The organism is Rhodohalobacter sp. 8-1 (genome assembly GCF_038150125.1).
Classification (GTDB): Bacteria; Bacteroidota; Rhodothermia; order Balneolales; family Balneolaceae; genus SW132.
The window spans coordinates 99,299-125,532 of sequence record NZ_JBBVMF010000009.1 but is presented as its reverse complement, the minus strand read 5'-3'; the positions used below and the strand labels follow the sequence as shown (position 1 = coordinate 125,532).

The 26,234-nt window shown below is 46.3% G+C and carries 19 protein-coding genes and 1 pseudogene; 15 read left to right on the top strand and 5 right to left on the bottom strand.

What is annotated here, in order from left to right:
• The first annotated feature begins 177 nt into the window (after positions 1 to 177).
• Together AABW11_RS11205 and ftsH are read left to right on the top strand one after the other, a co-directional pair.
• The gene (locus AABW11_RS11205) at positions 178 to 816 is read left to right on the top strand and encodes a hypothetical protein (protein WP_340105183.1); all 639 of its coding nucleotides are present in this window, start codon (positions 178 to 180) and stop codon (positions 814 to 816) included.
• Between the two features lie 649 nt (positions 817 to 1,465).
• Positions 1,466 to 3,544 carry an ATP-dependent zinc metalloprotease FtsH gene (gene ftsH, locus AABW11_RS11200; RefSeq protein WP_340105182.1) on the top strand — a complete coding sequence of 693 codons (2,079 nt, stop codon included), beginning with the start codon at positions 1,466 to 1,468 and terminating at the stop codon, positions 3,542 to 3,544.
• A gap of 870 nt (positions 3,545 to 4,414) precedes the next feature.
• Here the strand turns inward: ftsH and AABW11_RS11195 are convergent.
• A pseudogene (locus AABW11_RS11195) lies at positions 4,415 to 5,599 on the bottom strand (DUF2264 domain-containing protein).
• Between the two features lie 191 nt (positions 5,600 to 5,790).
• On the opposite strand from AABW11_RS11195, the gene AABW11_RS11190 reads away from it, so the two are divergent.
• Entirely contained in the window at positions 5,791 to 6,276 is a 486-nt protein-coding gene (locus AABW11_RS11190; protein WP_340105181.1) for a hypothetical protein, read from the top strand.
• A gap of 56 nt (positions 6,277 to 6,332) precedes the next feature.
• Here AABW11_RS11190 and AABW11_RS11185 read toward each other — a convergent pair whose 3' ends face one another.
• Entirely contained in the window at positions 6,333 to 6,974 is a 642-nt protein-coding gene (locus tag AABW11_RS11185) for a 2OG-Fe(II) oxygenase (RefSeq protein WP_340105180.1), read from the bottom strand.
• 284 nt (positions 6,975 to 7,258) lie between these two features.
• Entirely contained in the window at positions 7,259 to 7,654 is a 396-nt protein-coding gene (locus AABW11_RS11180; RefSeq protein ID WP_445263764.1) for a (2Fe-2S) ferredoxin domain-containing protein, read from the bottom strand.
• A gap of 209 nt (positions 7,655 to 7,863) precedes the next feature.
• Here AABW11_RS11180 and AABW11_RS11175 point away from each other — a divergent pair, with 209 nt between their 5' ends.
• From AABW11_RS11175 to AABW11_RS11155, 5 genes are all read left to right on the top strand, one after another.
• On the top strand, positions 7,864 to 8,358 hold the full coding sequence (locus AABW11_RS11175) for a hypothetical protein (protein ID WP_340105176.1): 495 nt from the start codon (positions 7,864 to 7,866) through the stop codon (positions 8,356 to 8,358).
• A gap of 240 nt (positions 8,359 to 8,598) precedes the next feature.
• Positions 8,599 to 10,326, top strand: a complete 1,728-nt coding sequence (locus tag AABW11_RS11170) for a carbon starvation CstA family protein (protein ID WP_340105175.1) — start codon at positions 8,599 to 8,601, stop codon at positions 10,324 to 10,326.
• A gap of 124 nt (positions 10,327 to 10,450) precedes the next feature.
• Positions 10,451 to 11,044 carry a hypothetical protein gene (locus AABW11_RS11165; protein ID WP_340105174.1) on the top strand — a complete coding sequence of 198 codons (594 nt, stop codon included), beginning with the start codon at positions 10,451 to 10,453 and terminating at the stop codon, positions 11,042 to 11,044.
• 261 nt (positions 11,045 to 11,305) lie between these two features.
• Positions 11,306 to 13,543, top strand: coding sequence for a Na-K-Cl cotransporter (locus tag AABW11_RS11160; RefSeq protein ID WP_340105173.1), 2,238 nt, complete (start codon positions 11,306 to 11,308; stop codon positions 13,541 to 13,543).
• Positions 13,544 to 13,649: 106 nt separating this feature from the next.
• Positions 13,650 to 14,207 (top strand): Uma2 family endonuclease, encoded by a 558-nt coding sequence (locus AABW11_RS11155; RefSeq protein WP_340105172.1) that lies wholly within the window; start codon positions 13,650 to 13,652, stop codon positions 14,205 to 14,207.
• A gap of 530 nt (positions 14,208 to 14,737) precedes the next feature.
• On the opposite strand, the gene AABW11_RS11150 is transcribed toward AABW11_RS11155, so the two are convergent.
• Positions 14,738 to 17,275 (bottom strand): S9 family peptidase, encoded by a 2,538-nt coding sequence (locus AABW11_RS11150; RefSeq protein WP_340105171.1) that lies wholly within the window; start codon positions 17,273 to 17,275, stop codon positions 14,738 to 14,740.
• Between the two features lie 652 nt (positions 17,276 to 17,927).
• Between AABW11_RS11150 and AABW11_RS11145 the strand changes: the two genes are divergently transcribed.
• From AABW11_RS11145 to AABW11_RS11130, 4 genes are all read left to right on the top strand, one after another.
• The gene (locus AABW11_RS11145) at positions 17,928 to 19,469 is read left to right on the top strand and encodes a cation:proton antiporter family protein (RefSeq protein ID WP_340105170.1); all 1,542 of its coding nucleotides are present in this window, start codon (positions 17,928 to 17,930) and stop codon (positions 19,467 to 19,469) included.
• Between the two features lie 33 nt (positions 19,470 to 19,502).
• The gene (locus AABW11_RS11140; RefSeq protein ID WP_340105169.1) at positions 19,503 to 20,159 is read left to right on the top strand and encodes a DsbA family protein; all 657 of its coding nucleotides are present in this window, start codon (positions 19,503 to 19,505) and stop codon (positions 20,157 to 20,159) included.
• A gap of 212 nt (positions 20,160 to 20,371) precedes the next feature.
• Positions 20,372 to 21,253 (top strand): SDR family oxidoreductase, encoded by an 882-nt coding sequence (locus tag AABW11_RS11135; RefSeq protein WP_340105168.1) that lies wholly within the window; start codon positions 20,372 to 20,374, stop codon positions 21,251 to 21,253.
• Positions 21,254 to 21,273: 20 nt separating this feature from the next.
• Complete coding sequence (locus tag AABW11_RS11130) at positions 21,274 to 22,161, top strand: diacylglycerol/lipid kinase family protein (RefSeq protein WP_340105167.1); 888 nt, start codon at positions 21,274 to 21,276, stop codon at positions 22,159 to 22,161.
• A gap of 40 nt (positions 22,162 to 22,201) precedes the next feature.
• Here the strand turns inward: AABW11_RS11130 and AABW11_RS11125 are convergent, their stop codons facing one another.
• Positions 22,202 to 22,414 (bottom strand): hypothetical protein, encoded by a 213-nt coding sequence (locus AABW11_RS11125; protein WP_340105166.1) that lies wholly within the window; start codon positions 22,412 to 22,414, stop codon positions 22,202 to 22,204.
• A 94-nt stretch (positions 22,415 to 22,508) separates the two neighbouring features.
• Between AABW11_RS11125 and AABW11_RS11120 the strand changes: the two genes are divergently transcribed.
• The 3 genes from AABW11_RS11120 (at position 22,509) to AABW11_RS11110 (ending at position 26,129) form a co-directional block, all read left to right on the top strand.
• Positions 22,509 to 23,843, top strand: a complete 1,335-nt coding sequence (locus AABW11_RS11120; RefSeq protein ID WP_340105165.1) for a choice-of-anchor B family protein — start codon at positions 22,509 to 22,511, stop codon at positions 23,841 to 23,843.
• 25 nt (positions 23,844 to 23,868) lie between these two features.
• Complete coding sequence (locus AABW11_RS11115) at positions 23,869 to 24,771, top strand: aldo/keto reductase (RefSeq protein ID WP_340105164.1); 903 nt, start codon at positions 23,869 to 23,871, stop codon at positions 24,769 to 24,771.
• Positions 24,772 to 24,899: 128 nt separating this feature from the next.
• A complete protein-coding gene (locus AABW11_RS11110) occupies positions 24,900 to 26,129 on the top strand; it encodes an aminotransferase class I/II-fold pyridoxal phosphate-dependent enzyme (RefSeq protein ID WP_340105163.1) in 1,230 nt (409 codons plus the stop codon).
• Positions 26,130 to 26,234: the final 105 nt, after the last annotated feature.

Genomic DNA, 26,234 nt, shown 5'->3' with positions numbered 1-26,234 from the left:
GAATTGATCCCTTAAATCTAACTATTCTCAGTTCATGGTGGTATTCAAATAGCGGTTGTGATCAACCAAATAAATAGTAACATTGGTGAACAAGAAATTTGTATTACCCGTCAAGCCGCATTCGTAATCTTTTCTGGATTGACGGATGCTTAGAATCCATTACAAACAGGAGATTTTATGAAAGTATACGTTTCAATATTAATTACAGCATTTTTAATCGGGCTGATGTCAGCAGAACCCGCAGCTGCTCAATCCGAGACCGACGCTGACATTCCCACAGCCGACCGGCAAATCACCGCAGCCGTTAGCGCCGCACCTCAGCCGATGCGTGAGGATGCCGCCGTGCTTGGATATGATTCATCCGGCGAACTTGTCACTCTGCGCCAAGGCACAAATGAACTGACCTGCCTGGCAGATGCACCCGGCGACGATCGTTTTCATGTAGCCTGCTACCATAACGACCTCGAGCCGTTCATGCAGCGCGGACGTGAACTCAGTTCAGATGGGCATTCCACAAGCGAAGTTCGGGAAATTCGTCAACAGGAAATTGAGAATGGCACGCTACCTCTTCCCCAAAAACCGATGTCGCTCTACTCGCTTACCGGAGATTCAGAAGCATGGGATTATGAAACCAACACATTATTATCAGCACGCCCGCTCTACGTGGTGTATGTGCCATATGCTACAGTTGAATCGACCGGTATTGCTCCGTCCCCCGTTAGTGAAGGTGCCCCGTGGCTGATGGATCCCGGCAAACCGTGGGCTCACATTATGGTAGGCACCGGCCGCACGGTGGGTGAAGCGGCGGAGCAGTAAGTACTTTTCGCTCAGTCCGGTTCAGGATCTGGAAAGTTGCACATCATCAATAATAGATGTCGTCAGGTACACTGCCAACTTATAGCCCAGGTGGCCAATTCTACATCTATCTTAACCTAATCCTGACGGCATTGGGTTAATAAGCTTTAAGGAGTACCTTCAAAAAATGGGGCTCAACCTGAAGTCTCTGGACCGCGCAGAAGTCTAGTGGCCGGTGATAATTTTATAACTATGAAATAACAATTTTAACTCGGAATAGTAGCGTTAAATACGCAAGAATATTATTATAATCGTGGGTTTTTAACTCGGGGTCTTGTAGGTTCACGACACCAAAAGTGCCATAGGCATACCCCCGCTCGTTCGGCATCCGGGTTTAGAAAATTCAGAACTCAGTGTCAGCCTCAATCTTTCCCCTCCCCTTCTACACATATTTTTTTATTTCCGGATTATACTAAATAAACCATTCACGGTACCATCACCAAATACTTCGTAAAAAAAGGATTTTTTTGGGCTCAACCCCTGTTTAGTAGTTTCAAATACAGAAACGTTCATCGGTATCTTATCCTGTTAATTTTTTGATGGATATAAAGTACATTTTACCGATACTTCTTTAATATTGACTTCCATTTGTTAATCTAATCCGGAGACATTGACTGATCAATCAAATAAAAAGAACAAGAGCAGGGACGAATCGTCCTCAAATGGCGATCAAGCGGGCATCAAGAGTCCCAAAAACAACAGGCCGACGGGCGGCACAAGCCTGATCTTCTGGTTCTATCTTATAGCCGGCATGATCCTGTTATATATGCTTATGAACAACTCGGGAAATGGCATCTTCGGAACTGTTCCCGAGATCGAATATACCGAGTTCAAATCCGAGCTGGAGCAAGATAACGTGCAGAGCATTCACGTACAGGGAGAGAGAATCGAAGGGACATTAAAAGAGCCGCAGCCGCTTGAAATATCTGAAAAAGATACGGTCTCCTTTGAAAACTTTATTACTTATTTACCATCCTTTGGAGATGAGGAGCTTTTTGCGATGCTGGAAGAACGAAACGTCACGGTATCGGCCGAGCCGGAGTCTGACAGTAACTGGTGGTATATTCTCGCCTTCATTCTCCCGGTTGTTATTTTTGGGTTTATCGCCTATATGTTTTACCAGCGATTTAAAGCACAGGGCCAGGGATTCTTCAATATTGGCAAGAGTAAAGCCAAGTTGCAGGAAGAACAGGGAGAAGATCGAACCACCTTTGATGATGTGGCCGGTACAGAGGGCGCCAAAAAGGAGCTCAGTGAAATTATTGATTTCCTCAAAAATCCCGAACGCTATGAAGAACTTGGAGCTGAACTGCCAAAAGGAATTCTGCTGCTGGGTCCTCCCGGAACGGGTAAAACGTTACTGGCCCGGGCCGTGGCGGGAGAAGCAGACGTCCCGTTTTTCACGATTACGGGTTCCGATTTTATGGAAATGTTTGTAGGTGTGGGCGCTAAGCGCGTGCGTGAGATGTTTAAAAACGCCAAGGAAAAATCACCGAGCATCATTTTTGTTGATGAACTTGACTCCATTGGCCGAAAACGAGGGGCCGGCTTAGGCGGCGGCCATGATGAGCGCGAGCAGACTCTCAACCAGCTGCTTTCGGAACTGGATGGCTTCGAACCCAATGAAAATGTGGTTGTAATGGGAGCCACTAACCGTCCCGACATTCTTGACAAAGCACTACTTCGTCCCGGACGCTTCGACAGACAAATCAGCATTGACCTGCCTACGCAGGGAGCCCGGGTTGAGATCCTGAAGATACATGCCCGCAACAAAACAATCGGGGATGATGTAGACTTTGAAAAAGTTGCGCGCGGCACGCCGGGATTTAGCGGTGCCGACCTGGAGAATCTTCTCAATGAGGCTTCCTTCAATGCCGGACGTGACGAACGACGAACTATTAAAATGGAGGATATCGAAAAGGCGCGGGATAAGGTGATGATGGGACTCAAAAAAGAGGGCGTGCGCATAAGTGACAGAGAGAAAAAAATGCTCGCTTATCACGAAGCAGGTCACGCTATTGTTGCAGCATCACTAACACATACTGATCCCCTTCACAAGGTCACCATCATTCCGCGGGGAAAAGCAATGGGCATCACACAGCAGCTGCCGGAAAAAGAGAAATACATTTATGAGAAGGATTACCTGCTCGACCGCCTTGCGGTGCTGATGGGCGGCCGTGCTGCAGAACAGCTGATTTTTGATACATCAACCAGCGGAGCACAAAACGACCTGCAGCAGGTTACAAAACTGGCTCGAAAAATGGTAAAAGACTGGGGCATGAGCGATAAGTTTGGCCACCTTGCGTTTGGCAGCGGAGACGAGGAAGTGTTTATAGGTCGTGAGATGGGACACAAGCCGGAGTACAGCGATCCTACGGCACGAGATATTGACCAGCAGGTAAACGCTATTTCCAGGGAAGCCTATGAACGCGCCGAAAACACATTGAAGGACAACAAAGACGCATTTGACAAACTGGCTGACCTCCTGCTTGAACACGAAGAGGTTTCCGGTGATGTGGTTACATCCCTGATTAAGGGCGAAAGTGTTTCAATCGGTGACGAGAAAAGCGATGAGGATGAGGAGAAAGACAAGAAGAAAGATGATGAGAGTAATGAATCGAAAGATGACAAGGATAATGAAAGCGGTGATACTGAAGAAAACAGCGCCGGAGATAAGGAGAATAAATGAGTTCATGGCTAAATTGAATACACACAATCAACTCACATAAAAAATGTGTTAGATTCAGGACCTCATTTTCTAACTAAACTAACTCGAGATCAGTTAAACACGGCTTTGTCTAAAAGGAATGCATTCCTGGGCGACTAATTTTGTCCAACAGCCTGGCAACACTATTTTGAAGGCGACAAGGTACGTTCCCTCATTCAGGAATAGTATGCGATTTGCGGTGGAGAGCGGTGGAGAGTAGTATGCGGTCTTCCGGCTAAATTTAACGCTCAAAACGCATATACTCAGCCCATGATAAATCCACGGATTAGATCATTTGACCCCCTTTCGACTGAATTGGTTTCTTCTGCGAAACCAACTGGCTCGGGGCCTCTGGACTGCCTGCTCTTGCTAACCCCGCACTGCGCGCCGAAAACACCACGGCGCTTGTACGGGGCTAATGAGCTGTCGCCCCTGTCGGGGCTTTTTGTTTCGCACAGGCGCGAAACCGTTTATAAATTTTCAAATGTTTAGATTTGTGCTCAAAAAAATAACATCGTTGTCTAAAGCCTAAAGCAACACTTTTTACAAACTGTCATCGGTAGCAACTAATCTTGCCTAAAAGCCGTGCAACACTATTTCAAAGGTGACAGGATTATAGTCCCCTCTCGAGAGGGGATTTAGGGGTGTGTTCGTAAAGGCAATAAGCATTGATTAAAGCCCAATAACATCACTTTTATCAATCTGTCATTGGTAGCCCCTAATTTTGCCTAAAAGCAAGGCAACACCATTTAAGAAGTGACAGTACGAGTGGAGGTATCATAAATAAAGCCGAGCTTTTGAATCCCTGAAATATGCTCAAGTACGATACTTTTTACAAACTGTCACTGGTAGCTAAGGATTTCCCCAGATCTTCATAGACGTCCACGGCACATCTTCATCTGTCCAGAATGGATCGTTTGATGGCAGGCCAAGCGGTAAAAAGATAGTAGCTGCAAGATAGAGACTGCCGGTATTATTATAGAAATCCGCGAGTTCAGGCTGATGACCGTTAAGACCAATTTGGAGCCAGCCCTCTTCCGTATAGTTTTCGGGATTTTCAAGGTTTCGGATGATAACGGCTGTTAGAGCCTCACGAACCTGGGCGGGCTCCAGTGTTTCGGGCAGTTCACGCTGCAAAGCCATATCTGCGAGATGATGAAACGCGCCGGTCCGGTATACAATAGATCGCCCCTGCACCGGAAAACTGCCGTCAATTGATATACTCCGTTCCTGAATCTCCGCATATCGTTGTGTGATACCTCTCAGATCGTCTTTATACCAGTCGTAATTAAGGTTTTCATCCGCAATGGCATCCATTATATTTGTGAGATAGGGCTGAATCACGTAGCTGTTATAGTAATCCATGGCAAACTCTTCACCATCGGTAAACATACCGTCACCGGCATACCAATGCTCCATAAATGTGCGCATCCCATACTCGATACGAACCGGATCATACGGCATATCATATTTTGCAAAAAATGCCTCAATCATGCCGGTAAACAGAATCCAGTTGGAGTAAACGGGGACCGTTTGGCGGGTTAACACCAGGACGTCCCGTACCTGTTGCTTCGTCTTCTCATCAAGCGATTCCCAGAGCCATGGGCTGCGAATGAGTCCCAGTGCAAAAAATGATGCATCAACCAGCGGCTGCCCACCCTCCCAAACCATAAAATCGTTACTTTCGGGATTTACGGCATGCCCTACACCTTGAATCACTCACTGGCGATACTCATTACGCAGTTCCCTTTCTCGTGCAGATCCGCCTTCAGTATTCAGCCATGGCGCAATGCCGCTAAGCGTACGGGCAAACGCCTCAAGGTAAGCCACCTCCGTTCGGTGCTCCTGGTTATCGGAATACTCAGGAAGCTCCACGGGCATTGCCTCTTTTAATTCCTCATTTGCCAGGTTTTGCATCACCGGCCGCGCCATTTCGTCCATGTAATTGAGCCAGAGATCGCGGCGGTCTTCGGAGGATTGGGCGGCTAGTATTACAGGAATGATCAACAGAAAGATAATTAGAAACGATTTCTTCATCTCAGGAGCATTTGGTTTGAATAAAAAATTTATCGGATAACTTACGATTGAGAGTCCTGCTCTCAAAGTAAGATCAACCGGATAATTTTTTTATGTTCCAAAAAAAGAATCAGTGAATTTTTTTTGTATTTTTGAACAACGCTAATTCAACTGGCACATCTGTTTAACGATTACAATTTGAGAGGCTCAAAATGACTTCAAAAACATTCATTCGAACCGTCGTTGCAGGATTTTTTGCCACATTTACAATGACAATCATCTCTTTTCTTCAGGGTGGATTTGGCTTGCCCGTGATTGACGTTGGGCATATCCTCAAAGAAACTTTTAACAATGTTCATGTGGGCGAGCCCTACTCTATACTCTGGGGAAACCTGGCATATAATATTGTTGGAATTATCCTGGCGCTTATCTGGGTAGCTTTTCTGCATGAACGCATTCCCGGTAACTGGTTTTTAAAAGGCATTATCTACGGAATCATCATTTCAATTGTGGCGGGGGCTTTCGTCTCTCCTCTTGCCATGCTTGCCGGGGGAGACAGCGTTGGGCTATTCTATTATGATACCTGGATACCCTTCCGGATTCTCATCGCCGGACTCACAATGCATATCGGCTATGGACTGGTTCTGCTTCTCTGCCTGAAGGTGGCTGGCGTAAACGGTATGGTACATCGCGTATAGATGGCCAGCTGGCGACTTACTTTCAGTTTGATGCCATTTGTATGACGCGAATCAAATCAAAAAAGATAGCCTACTGATTTGGGTTGACGAAGCAGCCAGCCTGTCAGGCTGTAACGTGGTACGTGAGTCGTCAGCACTTCATGCTCAACACAATCACTTTTGAACAGCAGCAATCGACGGGCAATCGGCTCAACCAGGATATCGCCATCTTCCCTGTAGATTTTTAATTCCCCGCCATCCCCCGGCTTCCAGCTCTCGTTTAGATAAAGCAGCACCGTTATCTGCCGGTTCGATCGCTCCTGGAACTGATCAAGATGCCGGTTATAGTGTGATCCAGCCGGATATTTTGCGATATGAAACTCCGAATCGGTCAGGCTCAGGTAGCAGTATCTCCTCAGCTTTTGATTCAGCTCATCCATCAGCTCAAAGAATGTTGACAGCTCATTATCTTTGTTTCGATCCAGCCAGTGGATAAAATCACCTCTAACAGATGATTTGACCTGGAATTCGCCCGACGCACCAATTCCTGCTTTTTGAAGTTTATCATCAGCTTCCATCTTTCGAAAAAATCCCCTGATTGACCTGTACAGAGCTTCAGTTATGAAATCATCAATTATTACAAAATCCTGTTCGGCCAGGGCATCCATCCACACAATCCAAACATCATCAGGCCGCACATCGTTACTCATTTTATTCATTTGCTTCTCCTGTTTTTAAAGCAGAATCAAGATACTGAGTTTTCAATTTTGTTGGAATAGCCGGGAATTTCTGCCTGTAAAATTCCTCTAACCGGAGCTCGGTTAATAATTGATTTAAAAGTTCAGAATAAAAGTCTTTCGCCAGCTGGCGGAGAGAATCAGAGGGGTGTCCACCCGATTTTGTTGCAATTCTGTGCCAGAATCTGATAAACATCCCCCCTAATTCCCCTTTGCTAAGGGGGACTCTTTCATGCCAAAATTTTATGATCTAACTCAGGTTTCTATTATGAAACAGTATCAATATCTGAGTCGCCAAGGGGGTTTTCCGCAAACGCATACTCTTCCACCGGCTCGCCGCCAATCAAATGCTCCTGGATAATCCTCTCCAGCACATCCGGCGTGCATGAGTGATACCATGTCCCCTCGGGGTAGACCACAGCTATCGGCCCGCGCTTACACACGCGCAGACAGTTTGCCTTCGTCCGAAACACTCCCTTTTCCCCATTCAGCCCGAGCTCTTTCAGCCTCTTTTTAAGAAATTTCCAGGATTCTATCCCTTTTTCATACTTGCAGCATTTTGGCTTTGTCGGATCCGCGCACAAAAAGATGTGGCGATTCACCGATTCGATGTGAAGTTTTTTTACTTTTTTACGGAGTCGTTTTTCACTTTTCTTATTCATCACACTTGTCGTCTGCCATTCGATTTGTAGGTATTGAATGTACATCTTTACTGTTTTTATCCATAATAGATCAGAGTTTTATCTATTCTTTACTCGGTTTCTTATATTCGTTTAGTGCATTCATAGTCAGCCTTGATTTGCTAACCCCGTCGCAGGATGTTTCGTACCTGGCGCCGGATTCCTGAACTCTAACGTTTATCCAAAGAAATATGTATCAACAGTTCCAGGTAAATATTCAGTATAAAACGCGTGAGCGCCGTATTCTCAATGCGATACTCGCCCTGGCCACAGGTGTTTTAACTCTTATCTATCCCAATTTTCTTTACCTGTTTGCCGGCGGCTACCTTATCGCACTCGGGCTGATGTTTCTCTATTTCAAAACGCCGGCTGTCATTGCCGCCTTTCCGATTGTAACGGGTATCATCATCTTTCTTTTTCTTGAGATTATTCCGATCACCATGGCGGTGTTCCTGGGATTTTTTGGGCTAATTCTTTTGATGAGCTTCGGATTTGTCTTTATGGGAATTCTCACGCTCATCATCGCTGCCCTCATTGTGGCAAACCCCGATTCTATTGCCTATCTCATTGCCGCCTTTCTACTGCTGTTTGGCATAACCAACCTGATCAAGCTCTTTCAGCAACCTTCCGGCGGCGACCGCCAGAAACGCAAACCAAAGGATCCCAACGAGATTATTATTGAGTAATCGTTGCTGCTTAATTCATTTTGACCAGATCTGACTGGATGCATTTTTTTTGATTTAATGAATCGCATAAAAGAAAAGGCGGCCTCGAAAACTTCAGGTCTGAACTGAATGCTCTCCTTCGCCATACCATCAGCCAAAATTACAACGAGGCTGATAACACCCGCCTGCTTGCGACTTACCGGCATATTTCCGTACTTCGGTTTGATTCGCCATCTCCATTAACCCAGAAAATCAACTGCATTGTCTTCAAGCCTGGTAGCCGCCATATCACTAATTTTATTCGCCATCGGTTATCGCTATTACTCAAAATTTTTGGCTGAAAAAATTTACCGGCTCAATCCGGACTATATGACACCGGCCCACGAGTTTCAAGATGGCGTGGATTACGTACCAGCCAACAAGTTTGTGCTATTAGGCCATCATTTCACATCTATTGCGGGTGCGGCACCCATCGTTGGGCCTGCCATTGCGGTTTACTGGGGCTGGCTTCCAGCCATGCTTTGGGTGGTTTTCGGAACTCTGTTTGCAGCGGGCGTTCACGACTTCGGAACGATGGTGCTGTCGGTACGGAACAAAGGTCAGTCGGTTGGAACGCTTGCGGATAAGCTGGTTGGCCACCGCGCTAAACTTCTTTTCCTGTTTATCATTCTCATTTTGGTGCTGATGGTCAATGCCGTATTTGCATGGGTGATCTCCAGCCTGTTTATCAGTTTTCCGGCCACCGTTCTCTCCGTTTTTATTCAAATCCCGCTTGCGATCTGGATCGGATTCCGGGCCTACAGAAAAACCGGTGGAATGGTTATTCCGGCAATTGTCGTACTTGTCGTGATGTACGCCACGGCCATAGTTGCCAGCTATGTGCCCATTCTTCAAATCGATATTGTGGCCTGGCTGGGCGGTGAAAACGCGGCAGGCCTTGCCGGACTTTCATCTACGGGAACAGCGTTTCTGGTCTGGATTATCATCCTGATGGTATATGTCTATTTCGCCTCCACACTACCGGTTTGGATGCTCCTGCAGCCGCGCGATCTGATCAATGCCTATCAACTTATTTTTGGCCTGATTTTGCTCTACCTGGCGCTTTTTATCACCAGCCCGGAAATTACCGCGCCGGCCACCAATCCCAATACCGGCGATGTGAGCTGGTTTCCGCTTCTGTTTATCACGATCGCCTGCGGTGCCATCTCCGGTTTTCATGGGCTGGTCTCATCAGGAACCACGGCCAAACAGCTCAACAATGAAACCGATGCCCGGTTTGTCGGCTATCTCGGCGCAATTGGTGAGGGATCACTTGCGCTCATTACCATTGTAGCGATTGTCACCTACTTCAATACCACCGGGGAGTTTCTTGATGTCTATCATTCGTTTGAAGCCGCGGGTTCCAGCGGCCTTGGCATTTTTGTAGAGGGCGCTGCCGCCCTGGCCACCGGTTTGATGATTCCCATTCAGGCCGCCGAAACTATCATTGCCGTTATTGTGATCAGTTTCGCCGCCACCACGCTCGACACGTCTGTGCGGCTGATGCGCTACATTATCAATGAACTCGGTGAGGAGTACATGGTAAAAACGCTTACTAAACTTCATCCATCAACTGCGATTGCGGTAGGCGCGAGTGCGGCCCTTGTGTTGATACCCGAAGGGCCGCGCGGGCTTGGTTCAGGCGGATACCTGCTCTGGCCTCTGTTTGGCACATCCAATCAACTTTTGGCCGGTATCAGTCTATTACTGATTACCATCTGGCTGCACCGGAAAGGCCGCCCCATCATCTACACGCTTATCCCTATGATTTTCCTGCTGTTTATGACGCTCTGGGCCATGACCGAGCAGGTGGTGTTCCAGTGGTCGGGATTTGGCGATACCGAGGGGAATTTGCTTCTTTTCTTTTTTGGAGCGATTATCCTCGGGTTTACGGTTTGGATCTTTTTAGAGGCGGCTTTACTGTTTCGAAAAGAAAATGACGAGATGTAAGTGCCGTACACATTTTATTAAACCTTCATGAACTATACACGAAATGTTGATTACACTACGGGCCTTTATACTCTTCATTTCGATTTTATTTATAACCTCATCGGCTTATTCTCAAACTTTGTTTATGGGTGAAAAGTCAAGTGGTATTGGCCTGCAATATCAGTACACCTCATTTATGGGGCAACCCGCATCCGCTTTAACAGTCGGGTTTTCCATCGATAAAAACATGGATGTGGCTTTTTCAGGTACAAGCACAACTGTTGAAGAGACCCGGGACTATAATGAATTCAAGGCAGCCTCCGGGAGTGTGTTGCTGACCTTTTTTCCTGCAAAAGAACAAGATGAGAACCAATTGTTTACAGGTGAGGTAATGACAGGATTTGGTATTACCAAAATTCATAATACGCATGGAATCATGCTGATGCTTGGTACCGGTGTCTCAAAAGGGTTATTTCAAAATGAACAGGGAAGTAATATACGCCCTCGGATTTCTGCCGGCTATACACTCTCAACAATTAAAACTGAATCATATTCCGGGCCTTATTCCCCTACAGCTTCAGAAAGGACACAAGTAGATGTAGGCGTCATAATAGGAGCGGAATTGTTGATGGATCTCAGGCTCAGTAAAACTGTTACCCTGCTCATTTCACCCTCCCTTAATTTTTATCCAAACGAAAGAGAGACCGGATTGGGATTTTCTTCTTCCATCGTGTTTTAAAATTAGTAATCGAAAGTATTAGCATCATTCTTTAATCCCCCGTTCTTAAAAGGCGGGGGGTTTTTTATTTCTGCAAGATTTATAAATTGCTTGCTTGCACTGCGAAAAGCTAATACTGATCGTTACATCCCCATCAGAGACACTTAAATAGCATAAATCTCTTTTTAACTCGTCAACTCCGCTATTTAATGCTTATCATTGCAGTCCTGAAAATCATTTGCAATAAATTCTATTCCACTTTTCCAGATCCAAATACAGTAGATGAAAAATCCGTTTCGCAAAAAAGCCCCTGACCAGGAATACGTAATAAAGCCTTCAAAAGATGGTCTGGGCACGTTCGGCGGGGTGTTTACACCGTCTATTCTTACCATCCTTGGCGTTATTATGTACCTGCGATTTGGCTGGGTTGTGGGAAATGTAGGCCTCATCGGCACCCTGTTAATTGTCACACTCGCCACTGCTATCACCTTTTTAACGGCGCTATCCATTTCCGCAATAGCTACCGATCAGCGGGTACGAATTGGCGGTGCCTATTATATGATTAGCCGTTCGCTCGGTATTGAACCGGGCGGCGCCATTGGGATTCCTCTTTATATTGCCCTGGCTTTATCGGTTGCACTCTATACCGTCGGTTTTGCCGAAAGTGTTGTGGGAGTTTTCCCATCGCTCGATTTCAAAACGGTGGGAATGGTCACGACCGTTGGCGTGGCGGTTCTGGCCATGATTTCAGCCAAAGTTGCCATCAGGGCGCAATACTTTATCATGTTCGGCATTGCAATCTCGCTGGTTTCGCTCATTTTCGGGAGCCCCGTGGAGCAGTCAGACATTGAAATGTGGGGTGCGGCTGACCGGAATTCTGAAGGGTTTTGGGTTGTGTTTGCCGTCTTTTTCCCTGCCGTAACGGGTATCATGGCCGGAGTAAACATGTCGGGCGATCTTGCAAATCCCTCGAAATCTATCCCCAAAGGAACATTTTACGCGATCGGTGTGGGCTACGTGGTCTACATGGTTCTCCCTATCATTTTGGCTAACAGAGCGGATGCCCTCACACTTATTGAAGACCCGCTGATTATGCGGAAAATTGCCTGGTGGGGTGATGCTATTTTAATCGGCGTTTGGGGCGCTACGCTGTCGAGTGCCGTGGGAAGTGTTCTTGGTGCACCCCGCGTACTTCAGGCGCTTGCCAGGGACGGTATTTTGCCACGGTGGCTGCAATGGCTCGGCCGTGGCGACGGCGAAGACGATTCTCCGCGCCTGGGAACACTTTTAACAATGGTTGTAGCCCTGGCTGCTGTTTACCTCGGTAATCTGAACATCATTGCGCCGGTACTGACTATGTTTTTCCTGACAACTTACGGTGTTCTCAACGCGGCAGCCGGCATAGAACGGCTTCTCGACAGTCCATCCTTTCGTCCGGAATTTCAAGTTCACTGGAGCTTTTCCATTCTTGGCGCGGTTGGATGCCTTGCGGTCATGTTTTTAATCAATACTTTAGCCACAATACTCGCGTTCATCTTTATTGCCGCAATCTTTCTGTGGCTAAAACAGCGCGAAATGAAATCTGCTTGGGGCGATGTAGGCAAAGGCTTATGGATGGCACTCATCCGCTTCGGGCTGATGAGAATCACGGAAGAAAAAGAAGCCAAAACCTGGCGCCCCAACCCGTTGGTACTATCCGGTGCCCCAACGAAACGATGGCACCTGATTGAATTTGCGAACTCCATCACACACAACCGCGGAATTCTAACGATTGCGACCGTTCTGACCAGTGATAATATAGCGCCGCTTCGCCAGAAAAATATGGAAGATAATATCAGAGATTTTCTATCCAAACGAAGCATCCAGGGACTCGTTCGGGTTATTTCAGCTAAAGACACCTTTCAGGGTGCAGAAGATCTTGTGAAGTCGTATGGCCTGGGATCTCTCGTTCCGAACACCATCATTCTTGGCGATAGTGAAAACGAAGAGATCCGTGAAAAGTATTGCGAAATGATTGCCCACTTTTATGAGCAGAAGCGCAACACGGTTATTATTCATGACAATGACGAGAATATTTTCCGAAACAAACAGAAAATTGATCTGTGGTGGGGTGGATTGAAAGGGAATGGCGGTTTGATGATGATTCTCGCCTATTTACTCCAAAGCAGCCGCAGCTGGTGGAATGCTGATGTAACCATCAAAATGATGGTGCCTGACGAACGGGCCGCAGAAGATGCGCGCCAAAATCTGAGTCGGATTACTGCTAAGCTTCGAACCGGGGCAACCTCAGAGGTTATCGTGGCAAACGGCCGATCATTTACCGACGTTCTTCATGATTCATCAAAAGATGCAGATCTTATCTTCCTGGGCATGGCCACTCCCGATGAAAATTTTGTTGACTACTATCAGAATATTCAGAAGCGGCTTGAAGGGCTCCCAACAACAGTTATGGTTTTGGCAGGAGAGGATATTTCGTACGGCGAAGTTCTGTTGCAGCAAGATGAGTTTGACGAAAGCTGACGGAATACTTTTCCGGTGATAAACCCCGTACAGGTGACACACTGTATCGGTTGATTTTTAACCTCTTTGTCTCTAAAATGTATGTTAATATGTAAACAAGAGGAATATGTCTGCAACAACCACAACATCACGGTTAACAACATACGATGATTACCGGCACCTGCCGGATGATGGTAAACAACATCAAATCATTGAGGGGGAATTGTATATGACACCTGCACCTACCACCGTGCACCAGCGGGTTCTTTTAAATTTATTTCGACTTATTGATCCATTTGTCAATGACAACCGCAGCGGTGAAATTCTGATTGCTCCCATTGATGTTATTCTCTCAATGACCAACGTCGTCCAGCCCGACCTGGTTTATGTGGCACAGGAACGACTGAATATCATCACCAAAAAAAATATTGTAGATGCTCCTGATTTTATCGTGGAAGTCCTGTCCGAGAACACCGAAACAATCGACCGGCAGAAAAAGATGGCTCTCTATGAAAAGCATAAGGTAAAAGAGTACTGGATTGTTGATCCATCAGAGAAAACAATTGAACAGTTCGTGCTGAAAGAGAACTCCTTTCACCTCCGTGCAACCATCAGCGGTAATCAAAACTTTTCCTCTGTGGTTTTAGAAAAACTTACGCTCGCTGCAGACGACATTTTTGGATAATGTATGGGCCGCAAAAAGTTCCCCGGAGTTAGACATGGCATGTCTCTTTGCAGATCCAGGAAACTTCTGAGTAGTTAGCCAATGATTAAAAACGCAATTCTGTATCCGTTGATCAGACATGCTATGTCTTGTGGTGGCTATGATCAGTTATTTATCCCTAAAGCCCGATTTCACATCAAAGCTCATTGAAGAAACTATATGACCGAACGGCAAGAGACATGCCATGTTTTCTTATTGAATAAAGCTCGGTTTCTATTCAAATTTTTTTTAGAAACGGAATCCGCGGATGATGTCTTTAAACAAAACATAAGCTTCCCGGCGCTGTCAGGCCTTGATCCCTAAACATAGCATGTCTTGATATTGCAACTTCAGTCTCACTCTCCTCATAGCTACCCGATGTAACTGAATGCCTGGATAGCACGAGACATGCCATGTTTTATCCCATGCATCCCGAAGAATGATTTAACGATGTATAAGACGTAACCATGTAGCGATTTCCGATCGTCTTACCTTAGCCTCGAAATAAAAGGCTACTCCTCCACTGCCCCATTCTCTTTCACGTAATAATCCAGCCAGTCTACCCAGCGCGTCCATAAGTCGAGCAGTGTTTGCTCGGCATCTGGCCCGTGCCCCTCATGCGGGTACATATAAAGCGCCGCATCTTTCCCGATGCCATTCAGCGCATGAAACATCCGGCGTGAATTGGTTGGCCAGGTTCCCACATTCTGATCTGCCTCGCTATGATACATCAGCAGGGCGCCGTTGAGGCGGTCGGCCCAAAAAATCGGGGACATCTGAACATACTTATCCAGACCCCGCCACAAATCATTCGGCTCTCTCTGGAAACCCAGCGGCGTGAGCGTACGGTTGTAGTTTCCGGCGCCGGCGATACCGGCTTTAAAAAAACTGGTGTGAATCATGGCATTCGATGTCCCGAATGCTCCGTAACTATGTCCGCCAATCGCCATTTTATGCCGGTCGATGTAACCACGGGCTTCGGCACTGTCGATCACTGCCGTGCTGTTTTGAACGATACTCCACACAAAATTATCATTGGAAGAGCCCCTGTCACCGGCGATGGGCCAGTCTGGCTGCAAAACCGCATAGCCCTCTTTAATCATTATATCAGATGATCGTGCATAAATTCGGGGGTACCGATTTTTGTTGTAGTCCCGCACGCCTTCATCATAATCTTCCTGGTCATCCACCTCGCGCGGGTAGTGCCATATCAGTCCCGGGAGCGGCTCTCCATTCCAGTCCTGAGGCATTATAACCTCCATCCAAAACTCAAACCCATCAGCCCGTTTCACCTTAAAACGGTCACGCTGTGCCTGGGTTACTTCACTGTTGGGATCACTATTTACTGTGAGCTGCTCCATCTCTTCCGTTTCCCGGTTGTACAGCCAGGAATTTGGAATCATTGTGGGAGTTTCCCGCTCCAGCATTAGCAGATTCAATTCGTCGTCCAGAACTGACGCCACTTCTTCATAGACATCCGGTGAGCTTTGGAAAATTCGTGTCGTTTCTCCCGACCTTATATTCACTTCATCAACAAAAGGCCGCGGAGCATTTTCTTCAAAGTCCTCAAAATACTCTGTCCCATCCAGGTAAACATTCTCCCCGTTTGGCGACACCCGAACTACATATTCCCCGAGATCACCACCGGTTCTCATCACATTTCCGGGATCTTCGTAAAACTCCGATCTTTCATAATCGAAAATAGTGTAGGTGCTGTCAGGTTCATCCATAAAAACAGCGTAAAGTTTTTCATTTTCGCTGCCTCGTTCAGTGATAAACAGAATATCTGAATCGTCGTTATACATCACGTCATCCATTTCGCTATCAGTTTCGTATACTATCGACTGATCATTTTCGCCAAATGGAGGCACCCATTGAATCACGCGGTCGGTCGCATCGTCGTCCTCATTCGGTTCAGAATTCTCCCTGGTGTCATCGTCTCCATTGTCACCAGAATCACTTTCTTCTTCATCTTTGCCAGCATCACTTTTCAGCAGCAAGCTCAGCCCATTTCCATCGGGCCGCCACTTGATATCGCGACGTCCATAATCTTCAACCTCTTCGGCGTCGGGTACCCCAAGGCGGTGGTCAGACGTACGCAGTTCTGTGAGCACATTTCCATTCAGATCCCAAATTTCTTCAGTCCATCCAAACCGGGATACCGGTACAATGTATGAAAAAGGCCGTTTCATGGTTTGCACAATCAAATGGTCTCCATCCGGTGACGTATCAAAACGCCGAATCATAGATGGATTTCCGATATGCTGAACAACCTTCGTTTCAACATTAATTTTGGCAAGCTGACCTGTCACGAAATATTCAAGTAGATTTGCATCGTGCCTGTCTGTTAGCAATGACTGGTAAGTTCGAAGCCGGTTTTCTTCTGGCGTGGTTGTTCTAACCGTGATTGCATTTGGTGTTTGCGGGCGGCGCGGCTCAGCTCCTCTTTCTTCCGGTAAAAGTACTGTAAGGATCGACTGCCCGTCTCCGGCCCACTCAAATGAGGTAACAAGTGTTGCGAGAGCAGGCAGCGTTGTTAAGCGTTCTGACTGGCCCGACTCAAGGGTCGCAACATAAATGTGGGTTGCCCGGTTGTAGTGTGCAAAATACGCGAGTTTATCCCCGGCGGGCGACCAGCTTACATCCGTTATGGTGGCTGTTCTCGGCGTACTTAGCCGGCGTGATTCTCCTGTGCGTGAATCGATCAATTCGAGACCAATAACTGGATCATCTATAGTCATTGAGCGATTGCGGTTTGCCCGGTGATCAATCTGAAGCCCGGCAATATTGTACCAGGGTTTTGCCAGCTTTGAAAGCTGAGGCAATCCGCTTTCGATGCGGTTAAGAAAATAGCCGCCGTTCGGACTTAAATTATTTAAGGTCACATGCTCATGCCGCGGCGCAAGGATTTCTTCAGCGATTGATTCGGGAGGAGTAATGTAATCGTCGCTATAGTTCGGCTTGGATTGAGCCAGTATAGCATCGGGCACAACTGAAAGCGTAACAATCATCAGACAGGCGTAAAAACCAAAGAATTTTGAAATGGACATAGCGAGCAAATTTCATGGCGGTTGAAATGTTATAGAAGTACGTGAAAAGCGGGGTTACTGTCAATTCAGATTGATTGGCTGAGCTATCAAATATTGATTATGGCTTTATTTTACATACGGTGCATCTACCATAACAATGTTGTCACTATACAGACACAATTGAGTAATCGCATCTACGTCTACCCGACCCAATCTTAAAAAAAATTCAGCTCCTTACTTAAGATTTCAACCGGGAAGGCTGATAACATTTACAAGTTCATGAGGATCGGTTTGAGAATCCTCGATTTGGCTTTCGGGGTGATCAAAACGAGGGGGTGAAAAGAGATTTTCACCCCTTTTTTTTTTACTGTGCCGGTTTTCTTTTCTCACATTTGCAGTCTATTGAGCCGCCTTATCATTTTCAAACCTGCCGAATCCGATTCACTTAATTAGTTTTGAAATAGCCTGTTCTCCAACAAAAGATTCACAAAGACTCCGTTATAGATTGCGGTCCCGCTCTGAGATGTCATCACAAATTTACAGCTCTGGTGAGAGACCCTACATAATTCGTGATAAAACCGTGTATGGAAAGAAATTCATTCAACATGTGACAGATGCAGAAACTATTTGTAGATTGACAGATCTTCAAATCGAACTCAAAACTATTTCATAAATGGATATTATCTGGATTGGTGCGGCTTTTGCACTCGGATTTGCTGTTTCGAGAATACATCTGCCCCCATTAGTAGGATACCTTGCAGCGGGCCTGATACTTTCCGCATTTAATTATCAACCCGGGGAGATGCTGAAGGAGATCTCTCACCTTGGCGTAATCTTTCTGCTTTTCACGGTAGGCCTTCATATCCGGCTAAAAAACATTCTGCGGTTTGATATTGTGGGTGTCGGCCTGACACATATGGCCATATCAGCGGCTATTTTTACACCCATCTGCCTAGCTTTTGGATATGGCCTGGAAGCTGCAATTATTATTGCTATTACCCTAAGCTTTTCAAGTACTGTGCTTACTGCAAAAAATCTTGAGCGCAGAAATGAGCTGGGTGCATTTTACGGGCGTACCGCTATTGGCGTGCTCGTAATACAAGACCTGGTCGCCCTGGGACTGATTGCCTACACCGGGGGCGGCGCCCCTTCACTTTGGGGCATTGCCATTCTTGGAGTCCCTTTATTGAGGCCACTTCTGATTAAGCTGCTGGGTCAGGTTGGCGAGGATGAGTTATGGATGCTGCTGGGACTTGGGCTGGCGCTGGGCGGTGCCTACCTGTTTGAATATTTTAACCTGTCGGGTGAACTGGGTGCGCTTCTTGCCGGGATGCTTCTGGCCTCGGACGAACGCGCTGATAAGATTGGTAAAAAAATGTGGGGTATAAAAGAGGCATTCCTGGTTGGATTTTTCCTTGAAGTGGGCCTTACCGGGTTCCCGACAATCTCCGGATATCTTTTTGTTGGCATATTCCTGTTATTACTGCCCCTCAAATCGATCATGTTCTACTTTCTGTTCATCGCATTTCGCCTGCGCGCAAGAACCGCCTACCTGGCAACAGTGTCCCTTACTGCTTATAGCGAGTTTACGCTCATCGCGGGTGTTGTTGCCGTCTCAGGTGGATATATTCCGGCGGAAGTTATCGTAATACTCGGCCTGCTCACGGCTATTTCATACGCTGTCAATGCTCCGATCTCGATGAATGAAGAGACCTTATGGAAAAAATGGCAGACTTGGTTGCTGCGATGGGAAAGAGATGTAAAACACCCGGAGCACCATACGGTCTCTCTGGGCTCAGCTGAATATCTGATCATCGGCATGGGAAACGCCGGACGCGCTGCCTACGACAAGCTCAAGGAACAGCACAAACCGGTTGTGGGTATGGATATTGACCCTGAAAGAATCGAACGGAATATCAATGAAGGCCGCCGCGTGGTATATGGCGATATACAGGATACAGATCTATGGTTAAATTTGGATCTCAAAAAAATTAAATCTGTAATGGTTGCAATGGGAAACCAGGAGGTAAAAGCCAATGCAACACGAACACTTCGCACGCTTGGATTTAAAGGGCTGATTTATGTGTTAACAATGCGTGAGGAAGAAGCTGAAATTATGCAGGAAGCAGGCGCAAGTGCTGTGTCCATCCCAATAAAGGAAGCGGGAGAACGTCTTGCAGAACTTAGTGCATCCCACAATAGTCACGATGAATAATTGATTTAACAGTTAACAGAACTTATTAGTCTGATGTCCAAAGTAAAACCTACACTCATCTATGTTTACGATCCACTTTGCGGATGGTGTTACGGATTCCACCCGGTGATGGAGAAACTTCAAGAACGCTTCGAGGACCGCATATCCATTGATGTAAAAGTTGGCGGCCTGGCCGTTGGCGACCGTGCTCAAACCATCGAGGAAGGATTCAGCTATATAAAAGACGGTTTACAGCAGGTTGAAAAATCAACCGGTGTGGAATTCGGAAGAAACTTTAAACTACTTGTTGAGGAAGGAAGCTATATGTACGATTCCATGCCTCCATGCAGAGCTCAGAAAACGATGAATGAGCTCGCCCCGCACCAGGCTCTTTCCTTTGCCGGCACGCTTCAGGATGCCATTTTCCAAGACGGAAAAAACCTGAACGAGTGGTCCACTTATGAAGAACTCGTCGAAGATTATGACGTGGACCCCAATGAATTTAAAAATCGTTTTGAAAGCGATGAGATCAAAAACAACCTGATTGATGAATTTACATGGTGCCGGAATCACGGGGCCACAGGCTTCCCGACGCTGCTTATTCAAATTGAAGATGAAATCAGCATTATGACACGTGGATACCGCCCTTATGATACGGTTGAATCACACCTCCACCACCTCCTTCGGAATCTTGAGAAAATCGAATCGTAGCCGATTCAGCAGCTTCATAACATAAACCAGCATTTTATACACTTGGCCCCTCACTAAATAAAGCACCCAGGATCTTTGGCAACATAGATGATGCTATTGTTATATTTCTGTTATTGAGATCTATAAACTCAATTAATCCGTTACCCTTTGGTTTCGAATGCTAACTCATATATTATCACTCTATAAATCATGACTCTATCTTCTGAAATGCAATGAACACAACAATCCGATCTATTGCAGTTGTTGGCGCCACGGGAATGCTCGGTGCACCCGTTACTAAAATTTTGAAGCAGGAAGGCTTCTCTGTTACCGCAGTAGTCCGGGACATGCAAAAAGCTCAGCGCAAATTGGGGGCCGGCTTTTATCTGAGTAAAGGTAATCTTAAGGACAAAAACAGTTTGCGCACGGCCTTTACAGACGTTGATTACGTTTACCTGAGCCTGAGCACCGCACCTGATGAGAAGAACAAAAGGTTTAAAACTGAAATAGATGGGTTAAAAAATGTGATTGAAGCGGCTAAATCGGCCCGGGTGAAGCGAATCGGTATGCTATCGTCTCTGGTAAAAGATTATGACGGCTTCGATTGGTGGGTATTTGATATTAAGCGAGAAGCCTGTAAAATACTACTCGATGCAGATATTCCGGCTACAATTTTTTACCCCTCAAGTTTTTTTGAAAACCTCACCAACCTTCAGCTCAAAGGAAAGCGTGTTGTAATGGCCGGTGAACAGACGACTAAAAGCTGGTGGATTGCAGCAAACGATTATGGAAAACAGGTAGCAGAGTCATTCCGGGTTAATAAGAACCATAATGAAAACAGGGAGTATCCGGTGCAGGGCCCGGAGCCTTACAGCATGGAGGAGGCTATTGATCAGTTTATCAAACACTACCCCGGCAAAACGCTTAAGAAATCTAAAGCACCGATGTGGGTTTTCAGCCTGCTCAAACCCTTTTCAGCTTCTATAGATTTTCAGTATCACATCCTATCCGCTATTAATCAGTACGATGAGCAGTTCCAGTCTGAACATACCTGGGAAACACTTGGGAAACCGGAAACACACCTGGCTGCCTGGACAAAAAATCAGGGAGAGTAACCAAGCCAAACTCTTGATGCATGGCCATAACTGATATCTGCTTTCTGTTTAATACACAATCCAACAGCGGAAAAGCACTTGGCCGGGAACAGGAATTGCGGCAACAGGTTAATCTTCGCTGGCCAGACGCGGACATCATCAACACTGGTGCAGACGAATATTTCTGGAGTGATTTACAGCACAGGCTTCGAGGATATAAAACTCTCGTTGCTTGTGGAGGAGACGGCACAGTGCATAGAACAGGAAATCTGGCTGCCAGACTTGGAGCGGTACTTGGAATTGTTCCGATGGGAAGCGGCAATGATTTTGCCCATATGATGGGGATACCTAAGATATTACCCGATGCACTTGACCATTTACTAAAAAATGATCCGCGTCCCATTGACCTCATCAAAGTTGACGGTGACCTTGACTGCTTTTGTCTGAATACTGCAGGGATCGGACTCGATGGCCTGGCCAACCATCACACCGAGCTTTATAAGCGAACATTAGGCAGAGCAGCATATGCAGCAGGGGCGCTTAAAGCGGTTAAGGAAATTACCGGTACCAGAATGTCGGTTACAACAGATGGTACAAAACGCACCGGTAAATTCCTGATGGTTACAGCGTGCAACGGAAAGAGAGAAGGCGGGAGTTTTTGGGTGGCCCCAAACGCTGAGCCCGATGATGGTCTGATTGATCTACTGATAGTGAAACCCATGCGCTTACCATTATTGTTAATGGCACTGCCTATGTTCTTAATATCCGGCCCTGAAAGAATGTTCAATATAAACCGCACCCGGTGTAAAAAAATTGAGGTAATTTGCCGGGAACCGGTTTATATGCATGTTGACGGTGAGTACTCCAGCACGCATGTGAAGCAGTTGGTTTTTCAGGTAAAACCATCGGCTCTGAAGGTTATTGCATAGTCTGTAGTGTTGTCAATTCAATATCCAATTAATGGGTTATCTACTGAATTTCCTTGTATTCTTCGTACACGTAATCCCACAGTCCTGCCAAATCGGAGCCTTTATTATGCGGATTCTTGGATGTTGATGATTTCATCGCATCAATACAGGCACGTTCACGTGCGGTATGAATTGCCTTTAACTGATGTTTTGTGGGATTTTCGATCATCTCTTCATACTTTTCTATGTCTTCCTCTGTTACATCTTCTTCCATAATACTGATAGTTTTCGTGTTTAAATGATTAAAAATGGTATTTTTACTAAAACAAACAAGCCTTTGAAGAGTAATAGTTAATATTCAAACATTTATGAAGTCTGATATGTTCCGGTATATCGCTCTCCCCGTTGTTATTACCGTCTTCTTAGCCGGTTGCAGTACATCCTCCGACGTTGAAGAAATCAACTATATCCCCTGTGAAGACGGAACCGCGGAAGGTTACCCCTGTGATAATGTTGATTATTACGCACACCTGACGCCCACGGAACTTCTTGCTGAAACCAAAGATAATTTAAGAGCCTCACTAAATGATATCTGGGGATGGATTGATCCCGAAACCGGCCGCGAATACGCTCTTGTTGGCCTGTCAGACGGAGTGACGTTTGTAGATGTGACAAATCCCGCAAATCCTGTTGTTGTTGGCAAACTATCAGAGCCTTCAGATAACAGTGCTGAATTGAATCCCCTGATGGCCCGTCACGATGACGAGGATGGTTTTAAAGAAGCATCTTCCTGGCGTGATCTCAAAGTGTATCAAAACTATGTGTATGTTGTCAGCGAGCAGGATACCTATGGCCTCCAGGTATTTGACCTGACACGCCTCAGAGATGTTCAGGATCCTCCTCAGATATTTAGTGAAGATTATAACTACACTCGATTTGGAGATGCCCATAATATTGCCATCAATACAGAAACCGGGTTTGCCTATGTTGTTGGGTCAACAATAGGAGAAACCTGCGCGCAGCGGGGCGGTCTTCATATGATAAACCTGGCAGATAATCCCATTAGGCCTACATTTGCCGGATGTTACTTTGAAGAAGAAGCGGGCGGTATTACCGGCGGAAGAGCCGGCTATATCCACGACACCCAATGTGTTATTTACCAGGGCCCCGACGCCGACCACCAGGGCCAGGAACTCTGCTTCAGTTCAAGTGAAACCAGCTTCACGATTACCAATATGGAAGATAAAGATCAGGCGTTTACCATTTTTAACGGCTCATACTCCGGCAATCAATATTCCCACCAGGGCTGGCTTAGCGAAGATCATCGCTATTTTTTCATGAATGATGAGCTTGATGAACTGCGAGATAACAATAATACCCGGACCTACGTCTGGAATATTGAAAACCTTGATAGCCCGGAGATGATCGGATTCTACGAGCATAACACGGTCTCAGTAGACCATAATCTTTATGTGAAAGAGGATCTTCTTTACCAGGCCAACTATACATCCGGCCTGCGGGTTCTGGACATTCAAAATCCTGAACCAAACAATATATCTACTCTCGGTTTCTTCAACACTACACCAGGAAATAACCAGCCGGGATTTGCCGGACTATGGTCCGTTTACCCCTATCTCTCAGGCGACAAAGTTATCGTTAGCGACATCAACAATGGCTTGTTTATCTTGCGATACAGCCGTTAATCATCACCTACAGATTTCCAATCTATTGAAACGACAAAAACTACATCCGGAAGGCCCTGAATTCTCTAAAATAGCCGCCGGTTTGTGGCGGATGGATCAATGGGGTATGTCTCAGCAGGAGACCGTTGACTGGATAGAATCCGCACTCGAACTTGGCATTACAACATTTGATCACGCCGATATTTACGGCCTTTATACCAATGAAGCCCTATTTGGAAAAGCTCTTGAGCTCAACCCATCGCTGAGAGATCAAATGGAGCTGGTCACAAAATGCGACATTTGCCTTGTGTGCGATGAGCGACCGGAATTCCGGATCAACCACTACAATACCTCGCCAGATCATATTATTTCCTCAGTTGAAAATTCCCTTATAAATCTCAGTACAGATTATCTTGATTTGGTGCTCTTACATCGCCCCGATCCCCTGATGGATGCGGACGCCACTGCTGATGCATTTAACACGCTAATAAAAGAGGGGAAAGTGAAGCATGTTGGTGTCTCCAATTTTTCACCATCTCAGATCAACCTGCTGCAGAGCCGGCTTGATCAGCCCCTTGTCACCAACCAGGTGGAGTGCTCGCTTCATCATACAGCACCGATTTTTGATGGAACCTTTGACCAGGCGCAGCAACAGCGGACATCCCCAATGTTTTGGTCTCCCTTTTCGGGAGGCAGATTGTTTACCGGTAATGATGAGCAATCGCAGAGAATCCATTCTGCACTGGCACCGATGACAGAAAAATACGGAGCCGGCATCTCACAAATTGCACTTGCCTGGCTCATGAAACTTCCCTGTAATGGTTTGCCCGTCATGGGAACAGGGAAAACGGACCGGCTTAAAGAAGCCGTAGAAGCGACAGCAATAGAACTTGACCGGCAGGATTGGTTTACTCTACTGGTCGCCTCACAAGGGCATCCAGTTCCATAAACACCCCTTCAATTGCCACCCATTCTTTTGACATGGGTTGCAATTTCCGTACATTTTTCGACTGCAATCCCGTTCAATATGCTTTCGGGTTTATAAATCAAGTAACGACTAACCGACAATAAGCTTTTATGGATCTTTTTGATAAGCTCGAGGGACGCCCCGGCCCTTTAGGAGAATTTACATCTAACGGCTACGGCTATTACACATTTCCAAGACTCGAAGGTCCGCTTGGGCCGGTAATGAGGTTCAATGGAAAAGAGATGATTGTCTGGAGCGTGAACGATTATCTAAGTATTGGCAATCATCCGGAGGTTCGGAAGGCAGATGAATCTGCTACGAAAGAGTATGGCTTAAGCGTACCAATGGGTGCCCGCCTGATGACCGGAAACTCTACGGAGCATGAAAAGCTTGAACGGGAGCTCGCTGATTTTGTCAGCAAACCCGAGGCGATGCTTCTTAACTATGGTTACCAGGGTATAATGAGCGTCATTCATGCCCTCGTAGACCGCAATGATTTCCTGATTTACGATGAGCTGAGCCACGCCTGTATCGTTGATGGCAAGCAGCTGGCGGTTGCTGAAAAATCAGTTTTCAAGCACAATGATATCGAAAGTCTCGAGAAGCAGCTCGAGCGTGCCGAACGCCATCGAAAACCCGACTCCTCCGTACTGGTTGTAACCGAAGGTGTGTTTGGCATGACCGGCGACCTGGGCAAGTTGAAAGAGATCATTGCCCTGAAAGAGAAATATGATTTTCGCCTATTGGTTGATGACGCTCACGGACTCGGCACACTTGGAGACGACGGGTCGGGTACCGGAAAACAGCTTGGCTGCCAGGATGGCATTGATGTCTATTTCGGAACATTTGCGAAATCCTTTGCACTGATTGGTGCCTTCATTGCATCAGAACCTCGTGTTGTGGAATTTCTGAAAGCGAACACACGCAGTCAGATATTTGCAAAATCCCTTCCCATGCCGATAGTCGTGTCAGCAAGAAAACGGCTGGATCTTATCAAAAAACATCCCGAATGGCGTGAACAGCTTTGGGAAAATACTCTCGCCCTCCGCGAAGGACTGATCGATATAGGTTACAATGTACTTCCGTCGGAAAGTCCCGTAACGCCTGTTCTCACAAAAGGCAGTACAGAACTTTGCAAAACCATTATGAGAGTGTTGCGTGAAGAACACGGCGTGTTTGTAAGTGGTGTCGCCTATCCGGTGGTACCAAGGGGAATGGTTCTGATCCGGCTCATCCCAACAGCCGGCCACACGAAAGAGCACGTAGATAAAACATTACAGGCTTTTGATGCGATAAAATCCATCGCACTGAAAAATGTAGAAGAGAAAGTGTCGGCTTAGCGCAGGCACTTTCCATCCACAGCCAGCTATTTCGGGTGTGATATTCATTGTCTTAGCGCCCACAGGCCGTTAATTCCATTTCAATGTCCGGATATTGTACCGGTA